The sequence below is a fragment of the Bacillus cereus group sp. MYBK220-1 genome (genome assembly GCF_051916445.1).
Classification (GTDB): Bacteria; Bacillota; Bacilli; order Bacillales; family Bacillaceae_G; genus Bacillus_A; species Bacillus_A cereus.
The window spans coordinates 59503-83306 of sequence record NZ_JBQAGQ010000006.1; the positions used below are offsets into that span (position 1 = coordinate 59503).

Below are 23804 nucleotides of genomic sequence, written 5' to 3' on the forward strand. Positions count from 1 at the left end.
CTTTTTGTATTATACTTACATAAGGTAAGTTATTAACTTTTGAAAAATAAATCTTGAATTAAAGATAAAGAGAAAAAAGGGAGAGAATACAATGACAAAAGTACTATTTATCACAGCAAATCCAAATTCAGCAGAAGGTTCTTTCGGAATGGCAGTAGGGGAAGCTTTCATCGAAGCTTATAAAAACGAACATCCACAAGACGAAGTTGTAACAATTGATTTATTCAACACTACAGTACCAGCAATTGATGCAGATGTATTTGCTGCTTGGGGTAAATTTGCAGCAGGTGAAGGCTTTGAAGCTTTAACTGAAGTTCAACAACAAAAAGTAGCAGCAATGAACACAAACTTAGAAACATTTATGAATGCAGATCGTTATGTATTCGTAACTCCAATGTGGAACTTTAGCTATCCACCAGTAGTAAAAGCATACTTAGATAACGTAGCAATCGCAGGTAAAACATTCAAATATACTGAAAATGGTCCAGTCGGCTTATTAGAAGGTAAAAAAGCGCTTCACATTCAAGCAACAGGTGGCGTATATTCTGAAGGAGCATACGCAGCTGTAGACTTCGGTCGCAATCACTTAAAGACTGTATTAGGATTTGTCGGTGTAAATGATACTGAATATATTGCAGTTGAAGGTATGAATGCAAACCCTGAAAAAGCACAAGAAATTAAAGAAGCAGCAATTGCTAATGCTCGTGAATTAGCAAAACGTTTCTAATATAGAATGCTTAAAAAGTCCGAACACTTGCTGTTTGGACTTTTTTTCTTCTTTTTCCTTCGTTTGTCTAGTATAATGAAGGTCGGAATGATAATAGGTGGGGGTTCTGTATGATTCAAACGTTTTTTAAAATCTTTTATTTAATTTTAATCGTAATTGCGATTACACCGAGAATGTGGCGTCTTAAAAGACAAGTAAATACGATGGCGCCAAAAGAAAAAGACAATGCTGTGTATAAAACGACAAATTGGTTTGGTAAGAAAATGGTACGTGTAGCTGGAGGGGCAGTAGAAGTGAAAGGACTTGAAAATGTTCCGAAAGACAAGCCAGTACTAGTTGTAAGTAATCACCAAAGTAATATGGATATCCCTGTTTTACTAGGTTACTTAAATAAACCAATTGGATTCGTTTCAAAAGCAGAGATTAAAAAGTTCCCAGTTGTACCAACTTGGATGGAACTGATGAATTGTGTATTTATGGATCGTAGCGATCGTCGTCAATCTCTTCAAGCGATTAAAGATGGAATTGAACTATTAAAGAATGGACATTCTATCGTAATTTTCCCTGAAGGAACGAGAAGTAAGGGTGGCGAAGTTGGAGAGTTTAAGGCTGGTAGTTTTCATCTGGCAGTAAAGTCAGGTGTAGCAATTTTACCTGTAACATTAGATGGTACATATAAGATGTTTGAAGCGAATGGAAATCGTATGAAGCCAGCTCATGCAACAGTAACAATTTCTAAGCCGATTACACCTGAAGATTATGCGAATATGGATATTAAAGAATTAACGAAGCATACACAGGAAGTTATTGCCTCACAATTACATAAGTAATAAAAAAGGATTCAGCTTATCGTAAGCTGAATCCTTTTTTATTATGCTGTAGGTAAGACATAAAAGAGTACACAGAAGAACATCATCGCACTACCACCTAAAACGAACAGGTGCCATATGGCATGGTTGAAAGGTAGCTTTTCCCAAAGGAAGAATATAGCTCCAACAGAATATAAAATTCCACCTGCTAAAAGTAGTGAAAAACCATGTCCAGTTAGATTTTCATAAAGTGGTTTAATAGCAACGATTATGAGCCATCCCATAATGATGTAACATAAAGTTGAAGCCTTTATAAAGCGACGTACAAAGAAAATTTTGAAGACGATACCTCCGATTGCTAGTGTCCATATTATAGCAAGCAACGTCCATCCTAATGGGCCACGAAGTGTAATAAGTAGAAAAGGAGTATACGTGCCAGCAATCAATAAGTAAATGGCTGAATGATCTAAAATAGTAAATATTTTTTCTACTTTAGGATGATGAATGCTATGTAGCAATGTTGAAAACAAGTACAGTAAGAACATACTTACACCATAAACAGTAAATGCAACTACGGCTGATGCGGTACCGTGCTTAGAAGCATGAATAATCAATATGATTAAGGCAGGGATGCTTAAAATGGCACCGATACCATGTGTAATTGCATTTGCAATTTCTTCTTTTACAAATTGGGTCATTCGTGTCATTTTTTCAGTCATAATGCAAATCCTTTCTACTATCATAAAATAATATGTCATTTCCCTTACCATATCATACACAAGAGCAATAGAAAATGAAATTTGTATAATTGATTATATTTTTGAATTTTTTTGACAAAAGACAATGGATTTGTTGACGTTTTCAAACTTTTTTGACAAAATAAAATTATGTAATAGTAGGACAAGGAAACTACTAATAAAGGGGATGGGGAAATGTTTTCAAATATTGGCTTTCCAGGGTTAATTTTAATTTTAGTAGCAGTACTCATTTTATTTGGACCTAAAAAATTGCCGGAAATCGGGAAGGCTTTAGGGGAAACGTTAAAAGAGTTTAAAAAATCAACGAAAGAATTGACAGATGACGCATTTCAAGAAAAGGAAAAGAAAGAAAAAATGTAGTGTATTTTCCTTGTAATGGATAAATAAAGTGTGGTGAACGAGATGGAAAATCGGGAAATGAGCGTAGTAGAACATATTGTTGAGCTTCGAAAAAGAGTAATATATACGGTGTTATCCTTTGTACTATTTTTAATTATTGGATTTACTTTTACAAAGGATATTTATTTTTGGCTTGTAAAAGATTTACCAATGAAATTAACTGTTCTCGGTCCAAGTGATGTATTGTGGATTTTTTTCTCGATTGCTACAGTATTTGCTATCGTTTGTACAATTCCTTTTGCTGCTATACAAATTTGGTTATTTGTAAAACCGGGTTTACATCCAAATGAACAAAAGATGACAATAATGTATATACCGGTATTGTCTATATTATTTATCGCAGGTTTATGTTTTGGATACTTTATTGTAATGCCGTTTCTATTTCACTTTTTAACTACGATAGGTAATGAAATGTTTAATACGATGTTTACGACAGAAAAGTATTTTCATTTTGTACTTAATTTAACAGTTCCATTTGCTGTGATTTTTGAATTGCCAGTCGTTGTAATGTTTTTAACTAGTATTGGAATACTTACGGCGGAATTTTTAATAAAAATAAGAAGGTATGCTTACGTAGCATTAATTATCATTGCATCTTGTATATCACCGCCAGACTTTTTATCTCATAGTTTAGTTGCAGTGCCGCTTATTTGTATTTATGAAGTAAGTATTGCGTTATCAAAGGTTGTTAGTAAGAGGAAAAAGAAAAGAGAAGAAATGCAGTCGAAAAGTGCCTCGTTATAAAGGCACTTTTTTATTTATTTGTTATACTATAGCTATAAACGTATACAATATATAGAAGAAAAAAATTATAGAATCTCCAAAATTTAGACAAACTTTGCGCTTTTATAAGCTTATACTAAATGTATTAAACAATTGATGGATAATGAGATTCCCGTCTCAGAGATATTTAGAACGGGAAGGTGAATTAGGTGGAGATGAATAGAGTATAAATCTTCTAGCCATAAGGACTACAGAAATCATATAAGTCTGATTTTACTCCACTTTAAACAACGTGTTACAGCGCAAAGTAGAGGAAGTTCAAAAATCCAATGAAAAAGAGGATTGATATTGTGATTACGAAAAGTTTTTATTTCACTCATTCAACAGGGGATTGCATTAAAATATTTGAAATCCCTGTCCTACAGGCACAGCATCCATTATCGTTTCTAATTCAGTCTCGTCTTCAATTATTTATTGCAAAAATTCAAAAACAAAAACACCCAAGATTTTCGTATTCTTTCCGTGAATATTTACAAAATTGTTTGAAGTGGAATGATTATTTAAATGTATATAAAACAAATACCCTTGAAAAAAATGCATGATACGAAGTACGGACAGGGTTAGTAAACTCTGTCTTTTTCATTTTAGATATGAAAATATAATTAATTTGATGAAATTTCGTTCCAAATTGTTGAAAGCAATGGGAATACTAGTATAATAACAAGGAGAGCGTATTGGAAAGGGAAGAAGTATAGTATGCAAAAAATTAAAATTGTAACAGATTCAACGGCAGATTTATCACAAGACGTAATCGAAAAGTATGACATTCATGTTTTACCATTATCAATCTCTGTAAATGGACAAACATATTTAGATCGCGTTGATTTACAACCTGACGAATTTATTGAAGAAATGATTAAATCAGAGGAATTACCAAAAACATCACAACCAGCTATGGGTACATTTGTAGAAATGTATGACAAGCTAGGGGAAGATGGAAGCGAAGTCCTTTCTATCCATATGACAAGTGGAATGAGCGGTACTGTAGCAACTGCAAATAGCGCTGCATCAATGACTGATACAAAAGTAACAGTTGTTGATTCTCAATTTATTACACATGCTTTAGCATATCAAGTAATTGAAGCTGCAAAAATGGCAAATGACGGACGCTCACTAGAAGAAATTTTAAAACGTGTAGATGAAGTAAGAAAGAATACTCGTTTATATGTAGTGGTGGATACATTAGAAAACTTAGTGAAGGGTGGACGTATCGGTAAAGGAAAAGCGTTTATCGGTTCGCTACTTAATATAAAGCCAATTGCTAGTCTTGAAGACGGTGTTTATAATCCTGTAACGAAAGTTCGTAGCCAAGGCCAAATTGTAAAAACATTAGCTAAGTTATTTGAGCAAGATACGGCTGGAAAAGTCGTAAAAGCTGTTGCAATTCCGCATGCGAAAGCAATTCCTTTAGCTGAAAGTATGAAAGCGGCGGTTGAAAAAGTGAGTGGATTTGCTCAATCAGAAATTTTCTATACAACGCCTATTATTAGTACTCATACAGGTCCGGGCGCAATCGGATTTATGTATTTAGCAGAGTAATAAAAAAGCTACTTGAAAATATATTTCAAGTAGCTTTTTTATGTAAATAGAAAGTAAGAAATAAGAAGAGCTACACAGGCACTACCGCTAATGATATAGCGAGTCTGTAAATATTCATTCATAGAAAACACCCTTTATCCCGCTATTTGCGGACAGTAAAACTCTCTACCTCAAATTTAGCTGGAGCAAAGAGGTTAGGTAGCGGGCTGCCCGTAAAAGCTTGATTGGTGAAGGCAAATAATCAGTGGGGATGAAGAAAACCCACTAATTAAATTTTCACTATAGGATTTTCTATATTATATGTTGGATATAGAAAATCAGTCATTACGTTACACATGTAAAGTTTCAATTTTTTCGTTTATTTGCTTATTATTTGTTGCGTTACTATAAATAAAAGTTTGACCTAAAAAGAGTACATGCAGTTGTTCCCACGGTAACATGCGCAAATTCCAATTATTTCGAAGTCTAGTTATTGCTTCACGAGGTGTTTCATCGGCGAGTGCAAAAGCTCCGTAATGCATTGGTATAAAATGCGTAGCGTTTAAGTCTAAATAAGCTTGCACGGCCTCTTCAGGTGAAACATGAGATACTTTCATAAACCATTCTGGTTCATAAGCGCCAATGGGCATAAGAGCAATATCAATTAAAAAGCGTTCACCAATTTCTTTGAAACCTTGGAAATAGCCACTGTCACCACAAAAATATATGGTTTCCATAGTCGTTTCATTATCAATAATCCATCCACCCCAGTGAGACGTATTCATATCAAATAAGAATCTTCTCGTCCAGTGCTGAGCAGGTACGAAGTGAAAAGAAACTTCGTTAATTATCGTACTTTCCCACCATTTATACTCTTCTACATGTTTAAATTTCTTACGAGTAAATAATTTTTTTAATCCAATAGGTACAAGATATAGAACATCATCATTCAACTGACGAAGAGTTGAAAAATCTAAATGATCATAATGACCATGTGAAATAAGGACAATATCAATTTTAGGTAGTGCTTCTATAGAGAGTCCAGGTTCTGTAAGTCTTGGAACTAGCTTTAATTTATTAGCCCATACTGGATCTGTTAATATATTAAGTCCATTCGTTTGGATAAGAAAAGTGGAATGCCCAATCCATGTGATAGTCGTTTTTTCAACATTACTTTGCAAAAATGCACTTTGTTTAACGGGTGATTGTTCTACTAAGAAAGAAAAATCTTTTTTGTTTTGCTTTCGTTCTTTACGCCAGCGTAAAAAAGAGCGAATTGATTTTTTTGTACTAACATTATCCATATTTTCATAGCGCTTTGCCATGAACATCACCTCATTTAAAATCGTTGTATTTGTATTGTACCGAAATGTTGTTAAGGAATACAGTGTAAAACATGGATTAATGTTTAAGGAATTGTTAAAAAATAGGGAGAGGTATTTACAAAAGTAACAATAAAATTAGTTTTATCACTTTTATTTATAGAAATAATAGTAAAAAAATATATTTTGTCTAGTAATTCGCTTGAAATAAAGAAGTAACATACGTAAATTCGTACGATTTCGTGAACAAATGTAGTAAACAATTTTCTCGTAGTGTTAACTTTTGTTATTATAAACATAACCTATTTAAATTTAGGATAGAGAAAAGAGGTTTATAAATGAAGCGTTATCAAAAAATAATTGGTCTTATGGTTGTATTTTGTCTCTTTGTACTTGCTGGATGTAGTGAATCAGGTTCAAAGCTTCGTAAACCATTAAATTGGGATTTAGAAACCTTCCAATTTACAAATCAAGATGGAAAGCAATTTGGTACAAAAGATTTAAAAGGGAAAGTTTGGGTTGCAGATTTTATGTTCACAAATTGTCAGACAGTTTGTCCACCAATGACTGCAAATATGGCCAAGCTTCAAAAGATGGCAAAAGAAGAGAAATTAGACGTTCAGTTTGTTTCATTTAGTGTAGATCCAGACCTCGATAAGCCAGAAAATCTGAAAGCTTTTATTCAAAAGTTTACAGAGGATACTAGTAACTGGAATTTATTAACGGGGTATTCGTTAGAAGATATTACAAAGTTTTCAAAAGATAATTTCCAATCACTTGTAGATAAGCCGGAGAACGGTCAGGTCATGCATGGTACATCATTTTATTTAATTGATCAAAACGGAAAAGTAATGAAAAAGTATAGTGGCATTAGTAATACGCCATACGAAGACATTATACGTGATATGAAGCGATTAGTGGGTTAAAAATAAGGGTGCATAGCACCCTTATTTTTTTGCATTAGTCTATCGATAAAATGTCATGTTGCTGGGGAAGTTTCGGCGCCCGAATTTCTAATACGCCGTTTTGATAAGAAGCTTTTGCCGCTTTTTTATTAATTGAATACGGCAATTTAATCAATCTTGATGCTTCTGAAATGGAACGTTCTCGGCGATAATAGTTATGGGATGTTTGTTCTTCTTCCTCTTCAAGTATCTCTTCTTTTACAGAGACTTTTAAGTATTCACTTTGTATTTCAATTTGGATTTGTTCTTTTTGTATACCTGGTAGTTCAGCTGTAACAACGAGTTCTTCACCAACTTCATATAAATCTACAGGGAATGTTAATAAACGGTTTCCTTTTTGGAAAAAATGATTTAAATCAGCGATTACATTGCGAAGAGGTGTTTGCTCGAAGAAATCATCAATTTGCTTTAAGTAATTACGAACCGGTGGGCGAGAAGAATCTTTTTTTTCTTCACTCATGGTATTCCCTCCTAGAAATCAATTTGCAATATCATATGACAAAAGCGGAGAAAGGTGAGTGCCTAGTTTTCATGTTTTCATAAAAAATTGTTAAAAATGTGAAATGGAGTGATTTTTTTATAGTTTTTGGTCGCCTTATTCAGTTGATTATGCTAGTATAAATAGGGTTGATATAGTAGTATAGAGACAGAATGAAAACTGAAAGAGGGTAAGAAGTATGTGTGGTTTTGTAGGATGTTTATGTGAAAACCCTAGAGAGTTTTCAGAAACAGAAAAACATCAATTTGAAAATATGAACACGATGATTTTCCACCGTGGTCCAGATGACGAAGGATATTTTCGTGATGAACATGTACAATTTGGCTTCCGCCGTTTAAGCATCATTGACTTAGAGGCAGGACATCAGCCGCTAACTTATGAAAATGATCGATATGTAATTATTTTTAATGGTGAAATTTACAACTATGTAGAATTACGTGAAATGTTACTTGAAAAAGGTGCAACGTTTGCAACGCAATCTGATACAGAAGTTATCATTGCATTGTATGCACATATGAAAGAAAAATGTGTAGATTACCTTCGTGGTATGTTTGCATTTATGATTTGGGATCGTGAAGAAAAGAAACTTTTCGGTGCACGTGACCACTTCGGTATTAAACCTTTATACATCGCACAACAAGGTGATACTACATTCTTCGCATCTGAGAAGAAAAGTATTATGCATGTGATGGAAGATAAAGGCGTTAATCCAACGTCACTACAACATTACTTTACGTACCAATATGGTCCAGAGCCAGAAACTTTAACAATTGATGTTAATAAAATCGAGCCTGGTCATTATTTCGTAAAAGAAATCGGTAAAGAGATGGAAATCCATCGCTACTGGAAACCTTATTTCAACGCTTCAAGTGCAACGAAAGAGGAGCATATCCAAGCAATTCGTGATGTGTTATATGATTCAGTAAAAGTGCATATGCGTAGTGATGTACCAGTAGGTTCATTCTTATCTGGTGGTATCGATTCATCTATCATCGCTTCTATCGCAAGAGAAATGAATCCAAATCTTTTAACATTCTCTGTTGGTTTTGAGCAACGTGGTTTCAGTGAAGTTGATGTTGCGAAAGAAACTGCTGAGAAATTAGGCGTTAAAAACCATAACGTATTCATTTCAGCGAAAGAATTTATGGATGAGTTCCCAAAAATCATTTGGCATATGGATGATCCTTTAGCTGATCCAGCAGCTGTACCATTGTACTTCGTTGCGAAAGAAGCACGTAAACATGTAACAGTTGTTCTTTCTGGTGAAGGCGCAGACGAGCTATTTGGTGGTTATAACATTTACCGTGAGCCAAATTCACTAAAAATGTTCTCTTACATTCCTAGCCCAGGTAAGAGCGTTCTAAAAGCATTAAGTGGTGCTCTTAAAGAAGGATTTAAAGGTAAGAGCTTCCTAGAGCGTGGATGTACACCAATTGAAGAGCGTTACTATGGAAATGCTAAAATCTTCCGTGAAGAAGAAAAAGCTGAATTAATGAAGTATTACAATGAAAGTGTTAACTATATGGATATCACGAAACCATTGTATAACGAGATTAAAGATTATGATGATGTAAGTAAAATGCAGTACATTGACATGTTCACATGGTTACGCGGTGACATTTTATTAAAAGCTGATAAAATGACAATGGCAAACTCATTAGAACTTCGTGTACCGTTCTTAGATAAAGAAGTATTCGATGTTGCATCTAAAATTCCAACTGAATTTAAGATTGCTAACGGAACTACGAAAGCTATTTTACGTGAAGCAGCACGCGGAATCGTTCCAGATCACGTATTAGATCGTAAAAAACTTGGATTCCCAGTACCAATTCGTCACTGGTTAAAAGACGAAATGCATGATTGGGCTATAAATATTATAAACGAAAGTAAGACAGAGCATTTAATCGACAAACAGTATGTATTAAACTTACTGGAAGCACATTGTGCAGATAAAGGCGATTATAGCCGTAAAATTTGGACTGTACTTGCGTTTATGGTATGGCACCAAATTTATGTTGAGCATAAATACGATACGAATAAGTTCCATGAAGAAACAAAACGTGCGTATAGCTTAGTTTAATTAGAAAAACCTTAAGATCGCATACGGTCTTAAGGTTTTTTTCATAAATAGGAAGTATTATTGATACAATAATAGTAAAAGGATGGACAACATATGATTACGTTTGAGAAAGTTACTGTAGAAAATGAAAGCGTTGTTAAAGAAATGTTTAAATCGCATAGTTTAGGTGAGAAAAAGGTACAGTACTGTGTGAAAGTTGATGATACATATATTGGTGTAATAGATTATAGTGTACAAGAGGAACGGGCTGTTTTATCACAGCTAATTATTCATTTTGATTACCAAGGTTACGGTTATGGTACAAATACGTATTTTACATTTGAAGAAATGATGAAACAAAGAAATGTGAAAGAAATAAAAGTGCTACAAGAGAAATTAACAGAAAAGGCGAAGTCTTTCATAGAGAGTTTTGGTTTTACTTCAGAAGATGAAGAGTATGTAAAGAAAATATAACGATGATTATTTATGCGATACAATAAATATAAGGCAGGTGGATGTATGACGATGACTTCTGGTCTTGTATTAATTGGAGGGTGCTTTATAGTAGCAGAATTATGTCATATAATCATTCGGAAAAGAATGATTAAGAAAAAAAAGCCGTATGAATTACAATACGTCCCTGTCTTTTTCATTATGTTTTGTATGCTTAGTACATTACAAAATCTAACAAACTTTCCACCACTTATAAATGTTTTTTTAAAGTTCGGTTTACTTTATAGTGGTGTTGGAATAGCACTTTTATTTATTTTATTTTGCATACGTTATGTTCACTATCAATCGTATATATTTATTTTAAATTGGTTAAAGCAAGATGATAGAAACCGCCTTACATAAGGCGGTTTTTTTATTTGCAATTGTAACAGAACTTGTACATTTCACATAAAATAGGACGAGTAGAAATGCAAACATATTACAAGAAAGGGGCGGGGCAATAAAATGAAACTTGTTATAGACGCAGGGCACGGTGGATATGATTCTGGTGCTGTTGGTAATGGTTTAGTAGAAAAAAACTTAACACTTCAAATTGCTAGACGCGTTCGAGACATTTTAACGGTAAATTACCCAATTACAATTAAAATGACACGTGATAGTGATGTGTTTATTTCTTTATCTGAACGTGCTAATATTGCTAATGCTTTCAGTGCGGATTATTTTATTTCATTTCATATTAATAGCGGCGGGGGTACAGGTTTTGAAAGTTATATTTATAATGCGTTATCCAATAGCAGCACTGCATATGCAAAGCAACAAAAAATGCATACAGCTGTCAATCCTGTATTAACAAAATATGGTCTTCGTGATCGAGGAGCAAAAAAAGAAAATTATGCGGTATTAAGAGAAACCGCAATGGATGCAATTTTAACTGAGACTGCTTTTATTGATACAGCTTTTGATGCAAATTTATTAAAAAATCCACAATTTATTGAAGATCTAAGTCAAGCGTATGCAAATGGAATAGCAGCTATTTTTGGAGTAACTCCAAATCCACAACCTCCTAACCCACAACCGGTACCTCAAACGAAGGGAATCGCTTATGTTCTTGGGAAAAATGTAAATTTAAGAAATGGTCCATCAACTTCTTCCTCAGTTATTCGTCAATTAAATTCTCCAGAATCTTACGTTGTATATCAAGAAAGTAACGGATGGCTAGATTTGGGGAATGGACAATGGGTGTATAATGATTTTTCTTACATTAATTTTGTAAAGACAAGCAATAGTGATGGAAGCCCGATTGGGGTTGCATATATACAAGGGATGAATGTAAATTTAAGAAGTGGTCCATCAACTACATCTGCAGTTATCCGCCAATTAAATTCTCCAGAATCTTATTTAGTATATATAAATGAAAATGGTTGGTTAAACCTTGGTGGAAATCAGTGGGTATATAATGACCCAGCGTATATTAAGTATACTCAATATTAGGAATTGAAATGATAGTGCAATATGGATGCGTATCCTTGTTATGTATAACAAGGATACGCATTTTAATAACAACATTTTTTTCATACTTATGCACTATGTTTTAAAAAGAAACATTAGAAAAGCGGATAGAATCTAAATAGTATATATTAAAAAAGTTTTCTGATATACATTGACAATGTATGTAAGATACATTAATCTTTAAATGTTAATGATAATCGATTTCATCTAGGGAGGACATATGATACATACTAAAAAACTAATTATGTTCTGCATTATGATACTCATGGTTGTAATTGCAGGATGTGGTAAAGAAGAGGAAAAAGAAAATAATATATCAGCGAAAGCAAAAGATTCATATACGGTAAAGCATGCAATGGGTGAAACGACAGTAAATGGTACACCTAAAAAAGTTGTTGTTTTAACAAATGAAGGCGCAGAGGCTCTCCTAGCTGTGGGCGTAACGCCAGTGGGGACTACGAAACCACGTGCTGGTGATGAATGGTATCCTCATTTAGCGAAAGAGTTAAAAAACACGGAAGTTGTAGGAACTGAACGTGATATTAATTTAGAGGCTGTAATGAAGCTTAAGCCAGATTTAATTATCGGAAATAAAATGCGTCATGAAAAAATATATGATCAGCTAAAAGAAATCGCACCAACTGTTTATGCAGAAACATTACGCGGTGATTGGAAAGAAAACTTTACACTTTATACAAAAGCTGTAAATAAAGAAAAAGAAGGGCAAAAAGCTCTTGATGATTATAAAAAACGCATTGAAGGAATGAAAGAGAAGTTAGGCGATAAATTGAATTCTAAAGTTTCTATTATTCGTTTCGTGCCAGGTGATGTTCGTATTTATCAAAAAAACTCATTCTCGGGCGTTGTTTTAAATGATATTGGATTTAAACGACCACCATTACAAGATAAAGATGATTTTGCGATAAAAGGAATTACAAAAGAGCAGATTCCAAATATGGACGGAGACTACTTATTCTATTTCACGTCTGATAAAGATGCAGATAAGAATAATGAAGGAAATTCGTTAGCGAAGGAATGGACAGAAGATCCACTCTTTAAGCAACTACAGGCTTCTAAAAATAATAAAGTATTCCAAGTAGATGAGGTAATTTGGAATACAGCAGGCGGTATTAAAGCTGCGAACCTTATGTTAGATGATATTGAAAAATATTTCCTTAAATAAATGATAAAATACATCACTTTTACGAAGTGATGTATTTTTAGTTTGTAAAAATACAGAAAATTCCTTCTTTCAGGGTGTCATAAGTTGTACAATAAAATCAATCATGTGATAAAGGAGTGGGGAAGAATGAAAGCTATTCATAAAGATTGGATCTTGTTTAATGGGAGAATGATTAATACGAAAGAAGAACAGCCGATGGTAGCATTAGAAGAGCGAGGCTTCCAATTTGGTGATGGGATTTATGAAGTATTTAGACTATACGATGGCAAGCCTCATTTATTAGATTTACATTTGGAACGATTCTTTAACTCTATGGCAGAAATAAAACTAATTCCACCATTTACGAAGGAAGAATTAGTAGAAGAGTTATATCAAATGATTGAAAAAAATCAATTTCAAGAAGATGGGAATGTATATTTACAAATATCAAGAGGTGCACAACCGCGCAATCATTTATATGAATCAGATTTACAACCGACATATTTTGCAAATCTTGTTTCGTTCCCAAGACCAGTTGCTTCAATGGAGGCAGGGATTAAGGTGACAGTAGAAGAGGACATCAGGTGGAAGTTTTGCCATATAAAATCTTTAAATTTGCTTCCTAATATCATGATCAAAAACAAAATAAATGAACAAGGGTATCAAGAAGCAATATTAGTACGAGATGGTATTGTGACTGAAGGGTGTCATTCCAATTTCTTTATCGTGAAGAATAATAAGTTGATTACACATCCAGCGGATCATTTCATTTTACATGGTATTACACGTCACTATGTAATTACATTAGCGAAAGAGTTACATATCGATGTAGAGGAGCGAGAGTTTTCATTACAAGAAGTATATGAGGCTGAGGAGTGCTTCTTTACAGCGACGCCACTTGAAATATTCCCAGTCGTTCAAATTGGTGATGAACAGTTCGGGGCTGGTGAAAGAGGAACAATTACGAAAAAACTACAAGCTGCATACGAAGAGAGGATTCGTTTGTTGAAAGTGATAAATTAATCATGAAGAAAAAAGCTGGTATTCTTCCAGCTTTTTTTCATGATATAATTCAAGCATAGGACAAGTTTTGAAAACGCTGTAAAAAGGGGATTTAATATATGAATTATGAAGATTTTAAAGAAGTAATTCACGGAAGACGAAGTGTTAGAAAGTTTACAGATCAAGAAGTATCTACTAATGATATAAAAGAAATAATTGATTGTGCTCGTTACGCACCAAGTGATACGAATTCACAAACGTGGGAATTCTTAGTTATCATGAATCGAGAGAAGATTAAAGAAATTGAACAAATGACATGGGATGCATTACATAAACTTGCGGCAAAAGCAGCAGAAAATGGAGAAGAGAAAGCAGGGAAATTACTTACACGTTCTTTCGGACCATATGCAACAGCTTTCTCGGAGGCACCAGTATTAATCGTATGTTTGGCAACACCATATGAATCAAAGTTCCGTGAAAAGATATTTGATCCAATTGCTTTTGTTCCAGATTCAGTTTGGGAAGAAGAAGGCATTAAGAGTAGCTGTTTAGCGGCACAAAACTTAATGTTAGCTGCACATGCAAAGGGACTTGGTACTTGTCCAATGACAGGGCCAGTATTGCTAGCTCAAGATGAACTGCGCCAATATTTACAAATTGAGCCTGAAAAACAAATAAATATGGTTATTTCACTCGGATTTCCGAAAGATAAACCGAAGAAACTTCCAAGAAAAGAAGTAGATGAGATTACAACGTTTGTTTTTTAATTGCTGTATAGAAAAGACATTGAATTAACAATGTCTTTTTATTTTTGAGGGTATGTAATTCATATGTTGGGCTAAAATGATAGATAAGAGGGAATTACTATTTATTTCATAAAAAAAATTAATGTTCTATTAAGGAAAGTATGATACATTAATCGTGAGCAGGATTCTATTTGTTCATGAAAGTGTTGAATGTAGTCTCAAAATTTAAAAGTTATTTTTGTATAATAAATTATAATGAAGTTACAGGGGGGATGAATTTTGAAAAAATTCATAATCACTGGATTGTCTGTATTGTTATTAGTTGGTTGCGGTGCTCCACAGGAAAAAGAGGACGCGCAATCAAAACAGGAAGAACAAGTTGTAAACGCAAGTGATGAGAATATGGTTGTATTTCCTGAAGGAGCAATGTCAATTGGAGAAGGGAAAGTAAAAGTTATTACTCCAGATGGTACTTCTGAAAACGGCAATATACCGACTGTATTCATCAAAAAGGATACGTTAATTCAGCAAGTTGAATTAGAACTTTCTAATTTTCAAAGTGATAAAGAAACATTCGTATTTGTAGATCAAATGTATACAGATAAACATCAAGTAACTAGTACAACGCAGACAACAGTGCAGTTAAAAGAAAAAACGCTGGAAACAGGTAGTCATACAATTACTGCAGTTCAGTATGAAAACAATGATCCGAAAGGAAAGGTTATTAGTTTTAATCAAGCAACATTTGAGACAAAACCTGCGTCTTAATAAGAATAAAAAGTACATTACTCAAAAAGTAGTGTGCTTTTTTGTTTGGACTAGAGTGTGCAAGAGTGAATAACTTATTTCATTTTCTAATACGATTAAATAGGAAGTAATCACTTGTTACTACTATGACAGAGAAAGAGGTTGAATACGTGAATTGGTGTATTCGTATCATTTTGATTAGCCTAATGATGGCAGTAATTTGGTTTACGATACAAGAGTTTATGCAAATAACGCTCAATTATCAAATTCATGACTTGTTAATAGGAGTTATTTGTTTTACCATTGTTTATCTATTATATGATAAACTCGGACTAAGGTAAGTTTCAGAAGAAAAATGTAGGTATTTCATTTGAAATGTCGAATAGTACATACGATGTCGTAATAACAAATTTTCTATTGTTTACTGTGAAACAGAAGAAGGAGAGATAGTGGTTATGAAACGAGCTCTTATCAATATTGATTATACATATGATTTTGTAGCGGAAAAGGGGGCTTTAACTTGCGGGAAACCAGGACAGGAAATTGAGAAGGAAATTGTACATATAACGAAGCAATATATTGAAAATGGAGATTACGTTGTCTTTGCTATTGATAAACATGAAGAAAATGATGTATATCATCCAGAATCAAAGTTATTCCCGCCCCATAATATAGCTGGTACAAGTGGAAGAGATTTGTTTGGTGAATTACAAGATGTGTACGAAATATATAAAAATGCAGAGAATGTATATTATATGGATAAAACACGGTATAGTGCATTTGCTGGAACGGATTTAGATATGAAGCTAAGAGAAAGAGGAATAGAAGAAGTTCATCTTGTAGGTGTTTGTACCGATATTTGTGTTCTTCATACAGCAGTAGATGCTTATAATAAAGGGTTTAAAATTGTTGTTTATGAAAAGGCGGTTGCATCTTTTAATGCACAAGGGCATGAATATGCACTTGGACATTTTAAGTCATGCTTACATGCAGAAGTGAAGTGAAAAAAGAGGCCTTTAAAAAAGGTCTCTTTTATTTGTCCTTGTTCATTGAAAACAGCTACAGCAACTCCTGCTAGATTGAGTGGTCTTGATCCGACAACTTTTCTAAGTTCTTCAATATATCCCATTGTATGTAACCTCCGTAAGAAAAAATAAGAGCAAATAAACTATTCGTTATTATGTAGATATATTCCTCTTTATAAGGGGAGAGATGACATATAACTTATTTGTTTTATTTGGTAAAATATACATCAAAAAAGGTCAAACAAAAACTTTGACCTTTTTTGACCAAATGTTATAATAAAGGCAGAAAGAGATAATCTTTCATTCATAAATAATAAGGAGGAAAAAATATGCGTAATTTATTTCCAGAGATAACAAAACGTCAAAATGGCATTTTTGATTTTGGGCCTTCTTTATTAGAAGGGATGACAGATGCTTTCTTTAAGCCACTGAACATGGATACTTTTAAAGTAGATGTTCATGAGCAATCTGATAAATATACTGTGAAAGCAGATTTACCAGGTTTTCAAAAAGAAAACATTCAAGTTGATTTTGAACAAGATGTATTAACGATTCAAGCAACTAACCATAATGAAGTAGAAGAAAAAAATGAGAATGGCACATATATTCGTAAAGAACGTTCTATAGGTTCTGTAACTCGACGCTTTAGTTTTAAACAAGTTGAGGAAGAAAATGTTAGAGCAAATTATAAAGATGGCGTATTGACAATTGAATTACCAAAATTGAAAGAAGAAAAGAGCAGTAAGACAACAATTAATATCGAATAAAAGAGCTGATAAATTCAGCTCTTTTTTTACGTAGTTAATGAATAAATGAGTTGAAATCGTAATGACATGAATAAAGTTTTAACGTTTAAAAAATTTCACGATTTGCTCCCTTTAGATTATTAAAAAGGGTATATTTAAAGGGAAAGGAAAAAGAACAGCTAGACATACTGTTTAAGGTGAATTAGTAATAGAGTCAAAATACATAGTAAGGGTAGTGGCATTTTAGATTAGGATAATAGATTTTTCTGGAACAAGCTTAGGCGATTATGAATTTTTTAATTAGTAAGGAAGTGGTTAGATGAGTTTATTAACGTATACGGAAGAATTTTTTAATTATGTAAGAGAGTTTTTACTTTTAAGATTTTTACTATTTGCTTTAGTTTTAATCATTATTTCGTTTGTAATAAACCGTATTATTGATTGGTTTTTTAGGAAATCAAGCTTTTTTGATGAAGAGGTAGAGCAGACGATTCAAAGTGTAATTCGATCTATTTTTAGATATATCATTATCATCAGTCTTATCATATATTTAATTAGCCAATTTGTAGATATAAAAAGTATTATTGCAGGTGCAGGGATAGCTGGAGTTGTCATCGGTTTTGCAGCACAACAGATGCTAAAAGATGTTATATTAGGCTTTGCAAGATTAGCGGACAAAGAGTTTCGAGTTGGTGATTTTGTAACTTTTAACGGAACAAATTCAGGAACTATTGAAGAGATTAGTATTCGTTTTATGCAAATACGTGAATGGTCAGGAAAACTACTTACCATCCCGCACGGAGAGATTAGAACGATACAAAATTTTAATAAAGGATGGATGCGTGTAATTGAACGCATCACGGTAAGTTATCAGGAAGATCCAACAAGAGTGAAGGAATTGTTAGAAGAAGTATGTGTTATATGCAATGAAAAATTGGATCAAACTCTTTATAGAGTAGAGGATGACGCTATTGAACCATTTAAATACGTCGGTGTTACAGACTTAAATCCTAACTTGAAATATGTTGGCTATGAATTTTGTATTACAGGTTTAATAAAGCCAGAAGATTATTTTGAAACATCTAGACAAGTAAGATTTGAATTAATGTCTATGTTTCATAAGAATCAAGTGCAAATGCCAGCAGCGAATATGGTTGTTACTACTGAAAGTTTACAGCATATCCATGGTGGACAATCTTTATCGGACAGCTAAAGTAGAATCGTTTGTTAACAAAAATTCTGATTCCAACATTGGATGGAATAACAATAATAAAATGATTGATATAAAGAAAGGGCTGAAGGAATTCGGTTCTTTTTTTATTTATAGAATTTAGAAATTTCTTAATGTTATAATTGTAGTTGGTGATGAGAATGAACTTTGAAGAAAAAGAGATGCATCGTTTAGAAGCATTAAAAGAAATTGCTGAATTATTAAATGAAGCGACAAACTTACAGGATATGTTAGAAAAAGTGTTGCATACATTGTTACAAGTAATGAATTTACAAACAGGATGGATATTCTTTATTGATGAAAGTGGAAAGCACAGCATGCTTGTAGACGAAAATTTACCAGAGGCTCTTACGTGGCAAGAGAAGAAGCCAATGTGTGAAGGAAACTGTTGGTGTGTAGAACGTTTTGTGAATGGGAGATTAGAAAAAGCGACTAATATTATTGAATGTAAGCGAATAGAAGATGCAATTGAATGTAATTGGGGAGAGACAGAAGATGTTACACATCATGCGACAATTCCGCTTAGGTCTGGATCAGAAAAATTTGGTCTACTAAATGTGGCTGCGCCTCATAAGACTCATTTTTCAGAGGAAGAGTTAGCGTTATTAGAATCAATTGCATTTCAAATTGGAACGACAATACAACGTATTCAGTTAGTTGAGAAAGAACGTAAATATGTAGTGGTAGCGGAAAGAAATCGACTTGCACGTGATTTACATGATTCAGTAAAACAATTGTTATTTTCTATTATGCTAACAGCGAAAGGTACTCTGAATATGACGCAAGATAGAGAATTGCAAGAGATGTTAAGTTATATTGGAGAATTATCACAAGAAGCATTACAAGAGATGACTCTATTAATTTGGCAATTAAGACCTGAAGGATTAGAGAAAGGGTTAGCAGAAGCAATTCAAAATTACGGGAAGTTATTAGGAGTTCAAGTGGAAGTTCGAATTGATGGGATGGTTTCAATTGGGGATGAAATAGAAGAAGTTTTATGGCGTATTAGCCAAGAGGCGCTACATAATTGTAAAAAGCATGCTTCGTGTGAAAAGGTACATGTTCTTTTGAAAATAGAAAATAACCAGTTACATTTTTACATAGAAGATAATGGAATAGGATTTATACACGAGCAAGTAAGGGAGTCAGCACTTGGCCTGAAAAGTATGAAGGAACGTATTCAGTTAATGAAGGGGTCGTTTCAAATTATAACAGAGCTGAGAAAGGGTACAAAAATAGAAATTCAATTGCCGATTTGAAGGGGAGAATAAGATTGAAGATTAAATTGCTACTAGTTGAGGATCATCATATCGTTCGAAGAGGACTTGTATTCTTTTTGAAAACGAGAGAAGAATTTGAAATTATTGGGGAAGCAGAAAATGGCGAAGAGGCATTACATTTCGTGCAAAAAGAAAGACCGGATGTCGTGCTAATGGATGTATCGATGCCGAAAATGGATGGAATTGAGGCAACAAAACGTCTAAAGCAATACGATGAGACGATAAAGGTACTTATATTAAGTAGTTTTTCAGAGCAAGATTATGTTATACCAGCACTTGAAGCTGGAGCAGATGGTTATCAATTAAAAGAAGTACAACCTGAGCAACTTGTCGCTTCTATTATTGCAGTACATCAAGGAAATGCGAATTTTCACCCGAAAGTAACACCTGCATTAATGGGGCGTACCGCAGTAAAGAAGGAAATAGAAAATCCTTTTTCAATGTTAACGAAAAGAGAGCAAGAGGTACTTCGCGAAATTGCGAAAGGAAGAAGCAACAAGGAGATTGCAGCAGAACTTCATATTACAGAACAAACTGTGAAAACACACGTTTCAAACGTTTTAGCTAAATTGGAAGTGGATGATCGTACGCAAGCTGCATTATACGCAGTGAAACATGGAGAGAATTATTCATAAGCATGAATAATTCTGTTATATCGTATGACAGAATACATAGGAGCAATTAAAATTTATAGTAATCCCTAATATAGGTTTTTCTTCTTTCGATAATTAGGTACAATAAAGTGAAACTCTAATCAGTGGGGGACCATCCCCACTGATGATTAGTTTAACTAATCGGTTTTTACAGGATAAAGCTACGATGGAAGGGGAGGATATGCTATGCCTGGTACAAGAAGTGGGATTGGAAAGATTCAGGCTTCGTTAAATGGTTTATCACCGAAATTGCGAAGTATTGCTGAACATATTTTGAAACATCCACAAGATGTTGTACATAAATCTATTACAGAATTAGCTGAAGTTACGAATAGTTCCGAAGCTACGATATTCCGCTTATGTAAAAACCTTGGTTTGCAAGGTTTTCAAGATTTAAAGATTACATTAGCTCGTGAAATTGTACATACACCGATGCAAAATATCCATGAAGAGGTATCAGCAGAAGATAGTATGGTAACTGTTGCTAAAAAAGTTTTTCATTCGCATATTACAGGACTGCAAGATACTTTACATTTGCTTAATGAAACGGCACTTGAGCAGGCTGTACGAGCCTTACAAGAAGCAAGTCGAATTGAGTTTTATGGAAATGGTGGCTCTGGTATTATTGCAATGGATGCGTATCATAAGTTTATGAGAACGGGTATTTCTTGTATCGCTCATACTGATTCGCATTTTCAAATTATGGGAGCAGGTTTACTCTCGGAAAATTCAGTTGTTATTGGTATTTCTCATTCTGGTAGCAATAAAGGATTACTTGAAGCGTTAGAAGTAGCGAAAGCAAGAGGGGCCAAAATTATTGCGATTACGAGCTATAAGAAATCAGCATTAAGTCAACTTGCTGATATAACGTTATATACATCAACACGTGAGACTGAATTCCGCACAGAAGCAAGTTCATCACGATTAGCACAGTTAAGCTTATTAGATACTTTGTATGTAGGGTTGTCGTTGCAGCGACAAGAGGAAACTCTAAAAAATTTACAAAGTATACGTGAAACGATTTCGATGAAGCGAATATAAAAAAAGCTCTTCAAATGAAGAGCTTTCAGACTGTAGACAAACTATTTTTGGAGAGTTCAAATGCTAAAAATAGTTTGTTTCTTATTTTAGGGATAATTTATCCAATGGAATTTATATGTAGTGCTTTCTATACTATAATTTACTATAAGTGAGGAAGATGTCTTATGAAAATATCTGTTTATGTTGCAAGTGCATTTAGCAAGGAGCATAAAGGCGGAAATAAAGCAGGAGTGGTATTTATTGAGAATACAAATACATTGACCACTACTCAAAAAATGGAAATAGCCAAACAACTGGGTTATGCGGAAACCGCATTTATATCAGAATCTGAAATTGCTGATTATAAATTTGAGTATTTTACTCCAAAAGAAGAAGTTGATTTATGTGGTCATGCCACAATTGGCTCTTTCGCGATACTGATGCATTTAAATAAACTTTTCAGGAATCGCTATACGATTGAAACGAACAGCGGTGTTCTTACTATTACCATAACAGATGACATCATATTCATGGAACAAAATAAACCGATATTCTATGATGTTGTATCTCCAAATGAGTTCACCGACTGTTTTGATAGTAAAGATATAGACAATAAATACCCAATTCAAATTGTCTCCACGGGCTTAAAAGATATTTTAATTCCTATAAAAAGCGAAATACAATTACATGCACTGCAACCTAATTTTGAAAAAATTAAAGAAATCAGCAAGTATTATAATGTTGTCGGGATGCATTTATATACTTTTAATGACAATCGAATTATATGCAGAAATTTTGCTCCACTATACGACATTAATGAAGAAGCAGCGACTGGAACTTCAAACGGTGCATTAGCTTGCTATCTTTATGAACAGCACTATTTGCAAAAAGAAGTCTATGTATTTGAACAAGGTTATTCTTTACACTCGCCTTCTGAAATATTAGTTAAATTAGCAACCAATAGCAAGAATAAAATAGAAAAAGTTTATGTTGGTGGCAAAGGCTATTACTGTGAAACTAAGTGTTTACATATAGAAAATATTGAGTGAAGAGCTTTTTTATCGATGAGAAGTTTGTTACTTTATTTTCTTTTAGAAATGTATGACTTACTTATAGTCAGTGATAAACTCTCATTTTTAAAAATTTAAAATAAAGACCGATTTATGTAATAATTCAAATATTGTTCATAATTTCACAAATTGTTTATGAAGTGTCATGTTATGATGAAGATGTAATGATGATTGAACACTTAAATTTGGTACAATAACTAGCCAAAGTAGTGAAGAAAGTAGTTGTGAGATAAACTCATTAAAATGCTAAAACACTAAAGGGGAGATCACATATGAAAGCAGTAGTGGTTAATAAAAACAGCAAAGCAAACATCGAAGTGATTGAAAAAGAATTACGTCCGTTACACTCAGGTGAAGCGTTAGTAGATGTAGAGTATTGTGGAGTGTGCCACACTGATTTACACGTTGCGAATCATGATTTTGGTAACACTGATGGCCGTATTCTTGGTCATGAGGGTGTAGGTATTGTTACGAAAATAGCTGATGATGTTACTTCACTAAAGATAGGTGACCGTGTAAGTATTGCATGGATGTTCCAATCTTGTGGACGTTGTGAATATTGCGTAACTGGTAGAGAAACATTTTGCCGTGAAGTTAAAAACGCTGGTTATTCAGTGGATGGTGGTATGGCTGAACAATGTATCGTTACAGCTGATTATGCGGTAAAAGTACCAGAAGGATTAGATCCTGCTCAAGCATCATCAATTACTTGTGCTGGTGTAACTACATATAAAGCTATTAAAGTATCAGATATTAAACCTAGTCAACCTATTGTAATCTATGGCTGCGGTGGATTAGGTAACTTAGCTATCCAATATGCTAAAAATGTATTTGGTGCAAAGGTAATCGCAGTAGACATTAATGACGACAAATTAGCCTTAGCGAAAGAAGTTGGTGCTGATATGACTATCAATCCAATTTCTCAAGGTCCTGCTGATAAAATTGTGCAAGAGGAGTTTGGTGGCGCTTATGCTGCGGTAGTAACAGCAGTCTCTAAAGTAGCCTTTAACTCAGCAGTTGATGCAGTACGTGCTTGCGGTAAAGTAGTTGCAGTAGGGCTACCAGTAGAAACAATGGATTTAAACATCCCACGACTTGTACTGGATGGAATTGAAGTAGTTGGTTCTCTAGTTGGTACTCGTAAAGATTTGGAAGAGGCGTTTATGTTCGGGGCAGAAGGAAAAGTAGTGCCAGTTGTTCAAACTTGTTCTCTAGATAAAGTACAAAATGTATTCGAAGAAATGGAACAAGGTAGAATTCAAGGGCGTATGGTAATTGATTTTAAAAAACATAATTGTGATTGCAAATAATTCACTTTAAA

At 33.7% G+C, this 23804-nt stretch carries 27 protein-coding genes and 1 pseudogene; 24 read left to right on the forward strand and 4 right to left on the reverse strand.

The window, feature by feature from the left end; translation table 11 throughout:
* The first annotated feature begins 91 nt into the window (after window positions 1-91).
* Window positions 92-727, forward strand: a complete 636-nt coding sequence (locus ACTFRU_RS22015; protein WP_000170025.1) for an FMN-dependent NADH-azoreductase — start codon at window positions 92-94, stop codon at window positions 725-727.
* 110 nt (window positions 728-837) lie between these two features.
* Complete coding sequence (locus ACTFRU_RS22020; protein WP_000616577.1) at window positions 838-1557, forward strand: lysophospholipid acyltransferase family protein; 720 nt, start codon at window positions 838-840, stop codon at window positions 1555-1557.
* A 41-nt stretch (window positions 1558-1598) separates the two neighbouring features.
* On the opposite strand, the gene trhA is transcribed toward ACTFRU_RS22020, so the two are convergent.
* The gene (trhA, locus tag ACTFRU_RS22025; protein WP_000136889.1) at window positions 1599-2255 is read right to left on the reverse strand and encodes a PAQR family membrane homeostasis protein TrhA; all 657 of its coding nucleotides are present in this window, start codon (window positions 2253-2255) and stop codon (window positions 1599-1601) included.
* Between the two features lie 213 nt (window positions 2256-2468).
* Here trhA and ACTFRU_RS22030 point away from each other — a divergent pair, with 213 nt between their 5' ends.
* The 4 genes from ACTFRU_RS22030 (at window position 2469) to ACTFRU_RS22045 (ending at window position 5015) form a co-directional block, all read left to right on the forward strand.
* Complete coding sequence (locus ACTFRU_RS22030) at window positions 2469-2654, forward strand: twin-arginine translocase TatA/TatE family subunit (RefSeq protein WP_000492443.1); 186 nt, start codon at window positions 2469-2471, stop codon at window positions 2652-2654.
* A 42-nt stretch (window positions 2655-2696) separates the two neighbouring features.
* A complete protein-coding gene (tatC, locus tag ACTFRU_RS22035; protein WP_000431523.1) occupies window positions 2697-3437 on the forward strand; it encodes a twin-arginine translocase subunit TatC in 741 nt (246 codons plus the stop codon).
* Between the two features lie 329 nt (window positions 3438-3766).
* Window positions 3767-4018 (forward strand): DUF2535 family protein, encoded by a 252-nt coding sequence (locus ACTFRU_RS22040; RefSeq protein WP_000629012.1) that lies wholly within the window; start codon window positions 3767-3769, stop codon window positions 4016-4018.
* Window positions 4019-4172: 154 nt separating this feature from the next.
* Complete coding sequence (locus ACTFRU_RS22045) at window positions 4173-5015, forward strand: DegV family protein (RefSeq protein ID WP_001169470.1); 843 nt, start codon at window positions 4173-4175, stop codon at window positions 5013-5015.
* Window positions 5016-5344: 329 nt separating this feature from the next.
* On the opposite strand, the gene ACTFRU_RS22050 is transcribed toward ACTFRU_RS22045, so the two are convergent.
* Window positions 5345-6319, reverse strand: coding sequence for an MBL fold metallo-hydrolase (locus ACTFRU_RS22050; protein WP_001129630.1), 975 nt, complete (start codon window positions 6317-6319; stop codon window positions 5345-5347).
* A 335-nt stretch (window positions 6320-6654) separates the two neighbouring features.
* Between ACTFRU_RS22050 and ACTFRU_RS22055 the strand changes: the two genes are divergently transcribed.
* A complete protein-coding gene (locus ACTFRU_RS22055; RefSeq protein WP_000833335.1) occupies window positions 6655-7242 on the forward strand; it encodes an SCO family protein in 588 nt (195 codons plus the stop codon).
* Window positions 7243-7276: 34 nt separating this feature from the next.
* Here ACTFRU_RS22055 and ACTFRU_RS22060 read toward each other — a convergent pair whose 3' ends face one another.
* Complete coding sequence (locus tag ACTFRU_RS22060; RefSeq protein WP_001288085.1) at window positions 7277-7741, reverse strand: Hsp20/alpha crystallin family protein; 465 nt, start codon at window positions 7739-7741, stop codon at window positions 7277-7279.
* 217 nt (window positions 7742-7958) lie between these two features.
* On the opposite strand from ACTFRU_RS22060, the gene asnB reads away from it, so the two are divergent.
* The 10 genes from asnB (at window position 7959) to ACTFRU_RS22110 (ending at window position 16462) form a co-directional block, all read left to right on the forward strand.
* Complete coding sequence (gene asnB / locus ACTFRU_RS22065; protein ID WP_000333816.1) at window positions 7959-9860, forward strand: asparagine synthase (glutamine-hydrolyzing); 1902 nt, start codon at window positions 7959-7961, stop codon at window positions 9858-9860.
* Window positions 9861-9953: 93 nt separating this feature from the next.
* Complete coding sequence (locus ACTFRU_RS22070) at window positions 9954-10313, forward strand: GNAT family N-acetyltransferase (RefSeq protein WP_000627523.1); 360 nt, start codon at window positions 9954-9956, stop codon at window positions 10311-10313.
* 51 nt (window positions 10314-10364) lie between these two features.
* Window positions 10365-10694 carry a hypothetical protein gene (locus ACTFRU_RS22075; RefSeq protein WP_440037883.1) on the forward strand — a complete coding sequence of 110 codons (330 nt, stop codon included), beginning with the start codon at window positions 10365-10367 and terminating at the stop codon, window positions 10692-10694.
* Window positions 10695-10796: 102 nt separating this feature from the next.
* On the forward strand, window positions 10797-11783 hold the full coding sequence (locus tag ACTFRU_RS22080; RefSeq protein WP_016122426.1) for an N-acetylmuramoyl-L-alanine amidase: 987 nt from the start codon (window positions 10797-10799) through the stop codon (window positions 11781-11783).
* A gap of 238 nt (window positions 11784-12021) precedes the next feature.
* The gene (locus ACTFRU_RS22085; RefSeq protein ID WP_016122427.1) at window positions 12022-12984 is read left to right on the forward strand and encodes an ABC transporter substrate-binding protein; all 963 of its coding nucleotides are present in this window, start codon (window positions 12022-12024) and stop codon (window positions 12982-12984) included.
* 126 nt (window positions 12985-13110) lie between these two features.
* Window positions 13111-13986, forward strand: a complete 876-nt coding sequence (gene dat, locus ACTFRU_RS22090; RefSeq protein ID WP_440037866.1) for a D-amino-acid transaminase — start codon at window positions 13111-13113, stop codon at window positions 13984-13986.
* Window positions 13987-14084: 98 nt separating this feature from the next.
* Window positions 14085-14732 carry a nitroreductase family protein gene (locus ACTFRU_RS22095; RefSeq protein ID WP_001105284.1) on the forward strand — a complete coding sequence of 216 codons (648 nt, stop codon included), beginning with the start codon at window positions 14085-14087 and terminating at the stop codon, window positions 14730-14732.
* A gap of 258 nt (window positions 14733-14990) precedes the next feature.
* Window positions 14991-15479 (forward strand): hypothetical protein, encoded by a 489-nt coding sequence (locus tag ACTFRU_RS22100; protein WP_000713496.1) that lies wholly within the window; start codon window positions 14991-14993, stop codon window positions 15477-15479.
* A 125-nt stretch (window positions 15480-15604) separates the two neighbouring features.
* The gene (locus ACTFRU_RS22105; protein ID WP_033686798.1) at window positions 15605-15799 is read left to right on the forward strand and encodes a hypothetical protein; all 195 of its coding nucleotides are present in this window, start codon (window positions 15605-15607) and stop codon (window positions 15797-15799) included.
* Window positions 15800-15913: 114 nt separating this feature from the next.
* Complete coding sequence (locus ACTFRU_RS22110) at window positions 15914-16462, forward strand: cysteine hydrolase family protein (protein ID WP_061113273.1); 549 nt, start codon at window positions 15914-15916, stop codon at window positions 16460-16462.
* Between the two features lie 29 nt (window positions 16463-16491).
* On the opposite strand, the pseudogene ACTFRU_RS22115 reads toward ACTFRU_RS22110, so the two are convergent.
* A pseudogene (locus tag ACTFRU_RS22115) lies at window positions 16492-16587 on the reverse strand (NUDIX hydrolase); the annotation flags it as partial.
* A 225-nt stretch (window positions 16588-16812) separates the two neighbouring features.
* Here ACTFRU_RS22115 and ACTFRU_RS22120 point away from each other — a divergent pair.
* The 7 genes from ACTFRU_RS22120 to adhP all read left to right on the forward strand — a co-directional run bounded on the left by ACTFRU_RS22120 (window position 16813) and on the right by adhP (window position 23793).
* Window positions 16813-17250, forward strand: a complete 438-nt coding sequence (locus ACTFRU_RS22120; protein WP_001245053.1) for an Hsp20/alpha crystallin family protein — start codon at window positions 16813-16815, stop codon at window positions 17248-17250.
* Between the two features lie 298 nt (window positions 17251-17548).
* A complete protein-coding gene (locus ACTFRU_RS22125) occupies window positions 17549-18442 on the forward strand; it encodes a mechanosensitive ion channel family protein (RefSeq protein ID WP_049107732.1) in 894 nt (297 codons plus the stop codon).
* 179 nt (window positions 18443-18621) lie between these two features.
* Window positions 18622-19719, forward strand: coding sequence for a two-component system sensor histidine kinase CasK (gene casK, locus ACTFRU_RS22130; RefSeq protein ID WP_440037884.1), 1098 nt, complete (start codon window positions 18622-18624; stop codon window positions 19717-19719).
* A gap of 14 nt (window positions 19720-19733) precedes the next feature.
* Window positions 19734-20375 (forward strand): two-component system response regulator CasR, encoded by a 642-nt coding sequence (casR, locus tag ACTFRU_RS22135; RefSeq protein WP_088362949.1) that lies wholly within the window; start codon window positions 19734-19736, stop codon window positions 20373-20375.
* A gap of 204 nt (window positions 20376-20579) precedes the next feature.
* Entirely contained in the window at window positions 20580-21434 is an 855-nt protein-coding gene (locus tag ACTFRU_RS22140) for a MurR/RpiR family transcriptional regulator (protein WP_001119646.1), read from the forward strand.
* 164 nt (window positions 21435-21598) lie between these two features.
* Window positions 21599-22462, forward strand: coding sequence for a PhzF family phenazine biosynthesis protein (locus ACTFRU_RS22145; protein WP_290102408.1), 864 nt, complete (start codon window positions 21599-21601; stop codon window positions 22460-22462).
* Window positions 22463-22755: 293 nt separating this feature from the next.
* Window positions 22756-23793 (forward strand): alcohol dehydrogenase AdhP, encoded by a 1038-nt coding sequence (gene adhP, locus ACTFRU_RS22150; protein WP_000649119.1) that lies wholly within the window; start codon window positions 22756-22758, stop codon window positions 23791-23793.
* Window positions 23794-23804 lie beyond the last annotated feature (11 nt).

Excerpts from the sequence above, each read along its gene's own strand:
- ACTFRU_RS22015 (WP_000170025.1), top strand. The coding sequence starts at position 92 with ATGACAAAAGTACTATTTATCACAGCAAATCCAAATTCAGCAGAAGGT.
- ACTFRU_RS22020 (WP_000616577.1), top strand. The coding sequence starts at position 838 with ATGATTCAAACGTTTTTTAAAATCTTTTATTTAATTTTAATCGTAATT.
- trhA (WP_000136889.1), bottom strand. The coding sequence starts at position 2,255 with ATGACTGAAAAAATGACACGAATGACCCAATTTGTAAAAGAAGAAATT.
- ACTFRU_RS22030 (WP_000492443.1), top strand. The coding sequence starts at position 2,469 with ATGTTTTCAAATATTGGCTTTCCAGGGTTAATTTTAATTTTAGTAGCA.
- tatC (WP_000431523.1), top strand. The coding sequence starts at position 2,697 with ATGGAAAATCGGGAAATGAGCGTAGTAGAACATATTGTTGAGCTTCGA.
- ACTFRU_RS22045 (WP_001169470.1), top strand. The coding sequence starts at position 4,173 with ATGCAAAAAATTAAAATTGTAACAGATTCAACGGCAGATTTATCACAA.
- ACTFRU_RS22050 (WP_001129630.1), bottom strand. The coding sequence starts at position 6,319 with ATGGCAAAGCGCTATGAAAATATGGATAATGTTAGTACAAAAAAATCA.
- ACTFRU_RS22055 (WP_000833335.1), top strand. The coding sequence starts at position 6,655 with ATGAAGCGTTATCAAAAAATAATTGGTCTTATGGTTGTATTTTGTCTC.
- ACTFRU_RS22060 (WP_001288085.1), bottom strand. The coding sequence starts at position 7,741 with ATGAGTGAAGAAAAAAAAGATTCTTCTCGCCCACCGGTTCGTAATTAC.
- asnB (WP_000333816.1), top strand. The coding sequence starts at position 7,959 with ATGTGTGGTTTTGTAGGATGTTTATGTGAAAACCCTAGAGAGTTTTCA.
- ACTFRU_RS22070 (WP_000627523.1), top strand. The coding sequence starts at position 9,954 with ATGATTACGTTTGAGAAAGTTACTGTAGAAAATGAAAGCGTTGTTAAA.
- ACTFRU_RS22075 (WP_440037883.1), top strand. The coding sequence starts at position 10,365 with ATGACTTCTGGTCTTGTATTAATTGGAGGGTGCTTTATAGTAGCAGAA.
- ACTFRU_RS22080 (WP_016122426.1), top strand. The coding sequence starts at position 10,797 with ATGAAACTTGTTATAGACGCAGGGCACGGTGGATATGATTCTGGTGCT.
- ACTFRU_RS22085 (WP_016122427.1), top strand. The coding sequence starts at position 12,022 with ATGATACATACTAAAAAACTAATTATGTTCTGCATTATGATACTCATG.
- dat (WP_440037866.1), top strand. The coding sequence starts at position 13,111 with ATGAAAGCTATTCATAAAGATTGGATCTTGTTTAATGGGAGAATGATT.
- ACTFRU_RS22095 (WP_001105284.1), top strand. The coding sequence starts at position 14,085 with ATGAATTATGAAGATTTTAAAGAAGTAATTCACGGAAGACGAAGTGTT.
- ACTFRU_RS22105 (WP_033686798.1), top strand. The coding sequence starts at position 15,605 with ATGACAGAGAAAGAGGTTGAATACGTGAATTGGTGTATTCGTATCATT.
- ACTFRU_RS22110 (WP_061113273.1), top strand. The coding sequence starts at position 15,914 with ATGAAACGAGCTCTTATCAATATTGATTATACATATGATTTTGTAGCG.
- ACTFRU_RS22120 (WP_001245053.1), top strand. The coding sequence starts at position 16,813 with ATGCGTAATTTATTTCCAGAGATAACAAAACGTCAAAATGGCATTTTT.
- ACTFRU_RS22125 (WP_049107732.1), top strand. The coding sequence starts at position 17,549 with ATGAGTTTATTAACGTATACGGAAGAATTTTTTAATTATGTAAGAGAG.
- casK (WP_440037884.1), top strand. The coding sequence starts at position 18,622 with ATGCATCGTTTAGAAGCATTAAAAGAAATTGCTGAATTATTAAATGAA.
- ACTFRU_RS22140 (WP_001119646.1), top strand. The coding sequence starts at position 20,580 with ATGCCTGGTACAAGAAGTGGGATTGGAAAGATTCAGGCTTCGTTAAAT.
- ACTFRU_RS22145 (WP_290102408.1), top strand. The coding sequence starts at position 21,599 with ATGAAAATATCTGTTTATGTTGCAAGTGCATTTAGCAAGGAGCATAAA.
- adhP (WP_000649119.1), top strand. The coding sequence starts at position 22,756 with ATGAAAGCAGTAGTGGTTAATAAAAACAGCAAAGCAAACATCGAAGTG.